Origin of the sequence: Salipiger marinus, from assembly GCF_035481585.1 — a bacterium.
Taxonomy (GTDB): domain Bacteria; phylum Pseudomonadota; class Alphaproteobacteria; order Rhodobacterales; family Rhodobacteraceae; genus Salipiger; species Salipiger marinus.
Genome location: NZ_JAYKSL010000075.1, coordinates 1 through 1,354, shown reverse-complemented (window position 1 = coordinate 1,354; position 1,354 = coordinate 1). Strand labels below are relative to the sequence as shown.

Sequence of the window (1,354 nt, the reverse complement as noted above, 5' to 3'; positions counted from 1 at the left end):
GTATGAACTGCCTTCCCCTGCAAGTGATTTGTCGATGCGCCGCTGACCCTGCTTCTATGTATTCGGTCTTTCTTCGGGGCCGTTCGATTTGCCCCTGACCAAGATGGGAAGTCGCGCGTCCTGTGTCTCGTTAGCTCATCGGCACTCAAGGGCCATGCCCCCCGTCAGACTTGCAAGACGCCGATCGGTCGTTGGTCCATCTCCTCCTCGCTCGCAGATTCCTTTGTCCGGTTGCGCCTTTGTGCGACTACAGGCCGCTCATGGCATTCGGCCGATATCTCTCACCCTTCGTCAGCACAGCCCATGCAATACGTGCCATCTTGTTGGCCATGGCGACCGCCGCGACGTTCACATGCGCTCGCTCCTTCAGAGCGTCTGCCCAACCCGTTATTGGTGACGTCCTGTCACGCACGAGATGCAGCACCGTTCGAGCTCCGTGGATGAAGAGCTTCCGCAAATATCGGTTACCGTGCTTCGAGATGCCGATCAGCTTGGCCTTGCCGCCTGTCGTGACCTGCCGTGGCACCAGACCAAGCCATGCGGCAAGATCACGACCTTTGCCAAAGGAGGTGCCGGTGCCGACAGCTGCTACGAGCGCTGTCGCGATCGTGGGACCGATGCCGGGGATCTCCATCAGCCTCTGCATGTCAGCATCCGTTCTGGCCAGCGCCTTGATCTCGGCATCGATGGCTGCGACCCGATCATTGATCACGTCCAGTTCGGACGCCATATCAGTCACGAGCAGGCGCATTCGGGGTGAAAGATCGGCAGCGCCCTCTACGGCCAATCTGGCCAGCTCCTTTTGAAAGACATGGCGCCCGGTTCCTACCCGGATGCCGCGCTCCATCAGGAAACCGCGGCCCTGGTTGATCAAGCGCGTCCTGTCTGACACCAGGCGCTCTCGCGCACGGTGCAAGGCCTGAAGATCGAGCTGTTCCTCCGATTTGATCGCAACGAAGGACATCGTGGGGCGCGTCGCGGCTTCAGCAATCGCCTCTGCGTCACGGTCGTCGTTCTTGTGGACCTTCACATATGGCCGGACGTAGAGCGGCGACATCAAACGAGGCTCATGTCCTTTCTCAAGACAGAAACGCCCGATGTGATGCGCCCCGCCGCAGGCTTCCATCGCAACCACGCAGGGCGGCAGCGTAGCAAGAAAGTCCAGCAGCCGATGCCGCTGGAGCCGTTTACGAAACACAACCGCTCCCGCTTCATCCAGCCCGGCAAGACTGCAAACGGTCTTGCCCAAATCAATGCCCAGAACCTTGATGTCCATCTGATGCTCCTCTCTCCACCTATGCACGCCACCGTAGCAGCGGTTTGGTGGGAAGGCAGTTCATCCCATTAGCTCATC

Annotated in this window: 1 protein-coding gene; it reads right to left on the bottom strand. The window is 59.7% G+C overall.

Features of this window, described 5'->3' with window-relative positions; genetic code table 11:
- Nucleotides 1-247 precede the first annotated feature (247 nt).
- Nucleotides 248-1,276: an IS110 family RNA-guided transposase gene (locus VK682_RS27180; RefSeq protein WP_324782986.1), complete on the bottom strand. Its 1,029-nt coding sequence runs from the start codon at nucleotides 1,274-1,276 to the stop codon at nucleotides 248-250.
- Nucleotides 1,277-1,354: the final 78 nt, after the last annotated feature.